Origin of the sequence: Aeromicrobium sp. Leaf272, assembly GCF_001422865.1 — a bacterium.
Taxonomy (GTDB): Bacteria; Actinomycetota; Actinomycetes; order Propionibacteriales; family Nocardioidaceae; genus Aeromicrobium.
In genome coordinates, this window is sequence record NZ_LMMY01000009.1 from 491,240 (window position 1) to 496,832 (window position 5,593).

The 5,593-nt window shown below is 72.5% G+C and carries 4 protein-coding genes; all 4 read right to left on the reverse strand.

Annotation, left to right across the window (positions count from 1 at the left end):
- Nucleotides 1-2,597: ATP-dependent chaperone ClpB (gene clpB / locus ASF38_RS03995; RefSeq protein WP_082480356.1), on the reverse strand; the 2,597-nt coding region annotated here is incomplete at its 3' end.
- A 263-nt stretch (nt 2,598-2,860) separates the two neighbouring features.
- Nucleotides 2,861-4,477, reverse strand: a complete 1,617-nt coding sequence (locus ASF38_RS04000) for an FAD-dependent oxidoreductase (RefSeq protein WP_156366772.1) — start codon at nt 4,475-4,477, stop codon at nt 2,861-2,863.
- Entirely contained in the window at nt 4,474-5,355 is an 882-nt protein-coding gene (locus ASF38_RS04005; protein ID WP_056573798.1) for an FAD:protein FMN transferase, read from the reverse strand. The genes ASF38_RS04000 and ASF38_RS04005 overlap by 4 nt, the downstream gene beginning before the upstream one ends.
- Before the next feature lie 20 nt (nt 5,356-5,375).
- The coding region (locus tag ASF38_RS04010; protein WP_235497382.1) for a hypothetical protein at nt 5,376-5,593 on the reverse strand (218 nt) is incomplete at its 5' end.

Consider the following 5,593-nt stretch of genomic DNA (forward strand, 5'->3'; position numbering starts at 1 on the left):
AGCGCGTCGACGGGGAGCCCGTCGGCGCCCACCTCGCGGTCGACCCGCACCGTGTCGCCGTCGCGGACCTCGCCGGCCAGCAGCGCCTTCGCGAGCCGGTCGCCGATGGCCTGCTGCACGAGCCGGCGCAGCGGACGGGCCCCGTACGCCGGGTCCCAGCCGGTGAGCGCCAGCCACTCCTTGGCGGCGTCGGTCACGTCGAGCGTGATGCGCCGCGCCTCCAGGCGTCGACCGAGCGAGGCCAGCTGCAGGTCCACGATGTGCGTCAGCTCCGCCGTGCCCAGCGGCTCGAACGTCACGATCTCGTCGAGTCGGTTCAGGAACTCCGGCTTGAACGAGGCCTTGACCACGTCCATCACTGCGCTCCTCTTCGCCGCGTCGTCCAGCGCCGGGTCGGCCAGGAAGGCCGAGCCCAGGTTCGAGGTGAGGATGAGGATGACGTTGCGGAAGTCGACCGTCCGGCCCTGCCCGTCGGTGAGCCGGCCGTCGTCGAGCACCTGCAGGAGGATGTCGAAGACCTCCGGGTGCGCCTTCTCGACCTCGTCGAGCAGCACCACCGAGTAGGGCCGACGTCGGACCGCCTCGGTCAGCTGGCCGCCCTCGTCGTAGCCGACGTAGCCGGGAGGGGCACCGACGAGCCGCGAGACGGCGTGCTTCTCGGCGTACTCGCTCATGTCGATGCGCACCATCGCGCGCTCGTCGTCGAACAGGAACTCGGCCAGCGTCTTGGCCAACTCGGTCTTGCCGACGCCGGTGGGACCGAGGAACAGGAACGACCCGGTCGGGCGGTCGGGGTCGGCGATGCCGGCCCGGCTGCGTCGCACCGCGTCGGAGACGGCGGTGACCGCCTCGCGCTGGCCGATGAGCCGCTTGCCCAGCTCGTCCTCCATGCGCAGGAGCTTGCCCGTCTCGCCCTCGAGCAGACGGCCCGTGGGGATGCCGGTCCACGCCGCGACCACCTCGGCGATCTCGTCGGCCGTGACCTCCTCGTTCACCAGCCGGTCCTCGCCGTCGCCGGACTCGCGCGCCGACTCGGCCTCCTGGGCCGCGGCCAGCTGCGCCTCCATGGTGGGGATCTCGCTGTAGAGCAGCCGCGCGGCCGTCTCGAGGTCGCCGTCGCGCTGGGCGCGGTCGGCGGCGATGCGCACCTCGTCGATGCGCTCCTTGATCTCGCCGACGGCGTTCAGGCTCTGCTTCTCGCTCTCCCACCGCTGCTCGAGCGCCCGCAGGGTCTCCTGCTTGTCGGCCAGCTCGCCACGCAGCTTGTCGAGGCGGTCGCGGCTCGCGTCGTCGCTCTCGTTCTGCAGGTGCAGCTCCTCCATGCGCAGGCGGTCCACCGCGCGGCGCAGCTCGTCGATCTCGACCGGGCTGGAGTCGATCTCCATGCGCAGGCGCGACCCGGCCTCGTCGACCAGGTCGATGGCCTTGTCGGGCAGCTGGCGACCGGGGATGTACCGGTCCGAGAGAGCCGCGGCCGCGACGAGCGCGGCGTCGGCGATGGCGACCTTGTGGTGGGCCTCGTACCGCTCCTTCAGACCACGCAGGATCGCGATGGTGTCCTCGACCGACGGCTCGCCGACGAGCACCTGCTGGAAGCGACGCTCCAGCGCCGGGTCCTTCTCGACGTTCTCGCGGTACTCGTCGAGCGTGGTCGCGCCGATCATGCGCAGCTCGCCGCGGGCCAGCATCGGCTTCAGCATGTTGCCGGCGTCCATGGCGGAGTCGCCGGTGGCGCCGGCGCCCACGACGGTGTGCAGCTCGTCGATGAAGGTGATGACCTGGCCGTCGGAGGCCTTGATTTCCTCGAGCACGGCCTTGAGCCGCTCCTCGAACTCACCGCGGTACTTGGCGCCGGCCACCATCGCGCCGAGGTCGAGGCTGATGAGCCGACGGCCGCGGAGCGACTCCGGCACGTCGCCGTCGACGATGCGCTGGGCCAGACCCTCGACGACGGCCGTCTTGCCGACACCGGGCTCGCCGATGAGCACCGGGTTGTTCTTGGTGCGACGGCTCAGCACCTGCACGACCCGACGGATCTCGGCGTCGCGGCCGATGACGGGGTCGAGCTTGCCCTCGCGGGCCACGGCCGTCAGGTCCACGCCGTACTTCTCGAGCGCCTGGTACGTGTCCTCGGCGTCGGCGCTGGTGACACGGGCCCCACCCCGGACGGTCTCGAACGCGGCACCGAGGGCGTCGGGCGTGGCGCCGTGCGCGGCGAGCACGTCCTTGGCGGACGAGGCGACGGTGGCGACGCCCACGGCGAGGTGCTCGGTGGAGATGTACTCGTCACCCAGCTCGGCGGCGAGGTCGGCGGCGCGCTGCAGCACCTCGTGCGTGCTGCGGGACAGCCCGGGGTTCTGGACGCTGGTGCCCGATGCGGACGGCAGCGCGTCGACCGCTGCCTTGAGCTCGGACCTCACGACCGCGACGTCGACGCCGGCGGCCTGCAGCAGGGGTGCGGCGGTGCCGCCGTCCTGGGCGAGCAGGGCCGTGAGCACGTGAGCCGGCTCGATGGCCGGGTTCCCGGCGGCTGCGGCCTGCTGCATCGCGGCGGCCAGCGCCTGCTGGCTGCGGGTGGTGAGGTTCGAGAGGTCCATGGGCTGCTCCTGGTGCGTCCTTCCGTCGGCGCGGTTCGCCGTACATCAGGTACAACATCATGAGAGTTGAGTCCATTCCACTCAACTTTGGAGTCCATCCGTTTCGGACACTTCCGGGGCATTCGGGACCCCTCGACCGCCCCACAACTGTCCGAAACCGGCGTTCTCGGCCGAGCGCCGCGCCGACGCAGCCGCACGTCCCCACGGAGCCGCGCCGACGCAGCCGCAGGTCCACCCGGAGCCGACGTCGGCGCAGCCGCAGGTCAGTACCCCGAGAAGTAGTCCGTCCGCACACCCGCGCAGCGGGAACGCAGGGCGGACCGGACGCCGGCGACCATCGCGGGCGGGCCGGACACGTACGCCGTGCGCGAGGCCGCGTCGGGCACCGCCTCGTCGATCGTCTCGCCGGTGACGAACGGGGCCGCCACGTGGACCCAGCCGTCGGGCAGGTCGCCCGGGGGCTCCGGCGAGACCAGCACCACCCGCACGCCGGTGGCCACCAGCTCGTCGCGGTACGGGACCGCGTCGCCGTCGGGCACGCCGTAGACGAGCACCACGTCGCGGGCCTCGCCCGAGCGCAGCTGGCTCAGGAACGGTGTCACCCCGATGCCGCCGGCCACGAGCAGGAGCGACTTCCCGCCGCGTCGGCTCGCGTCGCGCGGCCACACGAAGTCTCCGTGGACCCCCGTCGCGCGCACCCGCTGTCCCGCGTCGAGGTCCACCAGCGCCCGCTTGAACGAGGACGCGGGCTCGGGCACCCGGATCGCGATGCGCAGGTCGTCGGACTGCGGGGGCGAGCTGATGCTGAACACCCGCCGCACGCCGCGGCGGTCGGCACCGGCGTGCGGGAGGTGCAGCTCGAGGTACTGGCCGGGCTCGAAACGCACCCGGCGGCGGGGGCGGAAGGTGACCTCCCACGTGTCGCCGGCCAGCCGACGCGCGCCCGCGGACTCCAGCACCACGCCGGTCCGCCGGGCGAAGGCGAACGCCACCACGTTGCCCAGCACGATCGCGAGCTCCGGCGTCATCGAGAGCGGCCCCCACGTGGGCGGGGTGACGTCGAGGACCGACGCGAACGTCGGGAATCCGAGGAGGACGCCCATGACGGCGGCCACGACCAGCTGCTGCCCGCGCCGCGGCGGCAGGGTGAGCGGCTCGCTCACCATGAACCCGGCCATGAACAGGATCGGGTAGGAGTACAGCGCCGTCTGCCAGGCCTGGGACAGCGGCGTGCCGAAGCCCGCCGTGAGGCCGGTCAGCACCAGGGCGAACGCGACCACCGCGAACACCACGCCGACGTCGAGCCGACGGGTCCGCCAGAGCACCAGCAGCGCGCCCACGGCGACGAACGGGGCCAGCGCCTCGGTGGCCGCGGTCTGCCACAACGCGTTGATGCTGGACTCCCGACCCACCGCCCATTGCGCGACGACGACGAGCAGCGCGCCGGCGGCGGCCGGGTTGAGCACGTGCCGCCCCCGCCAGGCCAGGAGGTACTTCGACGCGTTCGCCAGCACCGCCGCGGCTGCGAGCCAGGCGAGGTTCGCGGCGCCGACGCCCGCGCCGTCGCCCCCGGCCGCCTCGGGGAGCGGGGCGAACAGGAAGAACAGCAGGAGTGCCGTGATCACCGCCGACTCGTCGTGCGGCTTCAGGCGCCACACGAGGCCGAGCAGGCGGTTCGACCCGACCGAGGCGACCAGCAGCACCGCGAGCGCCACCAGGTTGCCGACGGTGGAGAGCCCCTCGATCACGCCGGTCGCCGTGAACACCACGTACACCGCCGCGACCACGGCCAGGACGATCGTGACGAGCCGGTACATCGTGACGCGGCCGAGGAGCCCGTCGATGCTCGGACGAGACCGCGTCGTCGTGCTTCGAGTCATGTGAACAGCTCCCCAGGGAGGTCGGGCGACCGCAGGACGCGACCGTCGGCGTGGATGCGGACGAAGTGGTGCGGGTGCAGGTCCATCAGGACCTCGGGATCGGCGAAGAAGTGCGCGGTGGCCAGGCCGTCGGCCTGCATGCAGGAGTGCTCGACGAGGGTCCACGTGGCCACCACGTCGTCCGTCGGGAGACCGGTGCGACCGTCGACGACGTGGTGCAGGCCGTCGCCCCAGGTCCGACGGTTCACCGCAGATGCGCAGAGGGCCTGCTCGGGCTCCAGCTCCAGGACACCGATGGCCTTCGTCGGGTCGGCCGGGTGCTCCAGCGCGACCCTGATCGGCGCCGAGCCGCGGTGGTAGAGGTCGCCGCTGGCGTCGACGGTGAACGCGTTCAGCCCACGGTTCTCCAGGACGACCGCCACGAGGTCGACGAGCAGGCCCTTGCCTGCCGCCCCGACGTCGAGCAGCAGCGGACGGTCGGTGCGGACGGTCCCGTCGACGTCGGCCACGACGGCGCCGTCACGCCGAAGCGCCGCCCAGTCCTCGGGCACCGCGTCGGCACCGGTGGGCCTGAGGGAGTAGTCGGCGTCGTAGCCGAGCGCCACGAGCGAGCGGCCCATCAGGGGCGTCACCGCACCGTCGGTCGCGGCGTGCAGGCCGTCGTAGAGGTCGAGCAGGAGCGCGGCGGACTCGACGTCGCGCCAGGTCCCCGCCTGCTGCGACATGGCCGTGACCACGGAGTCGCCGCGGAACCGCGACCACGCCCGGTCGAACCGCTCGATGACGGCGAGCACGTCGACCTGGACGCCCGGAGCCAGCGGCTGCGCGGTGTCGACCGCCCACCGCGTCCCGATGGCCTCGAACGTCCAGGTCGCCATGCGTCGGACCCCGGTGGGGCTCAGGCCTGGGCTTCGGACTTGATCTGGTCGACGGCCTCGTTGAAGCCGCCCGACGTGAGGGACGAGCCTGCGACCTTGGAGACGTCGATGTCGTCGATGTTCTTGCCGACGATCTCGTCGGCGATGCCGCCGGCGAACTTCTCCTGGTACTGCTTCGAGGTGCCGGACGCCTTGGGCGTGACCGTCACGTCGTCGATGACGCCGCCGTCGCCGAGGG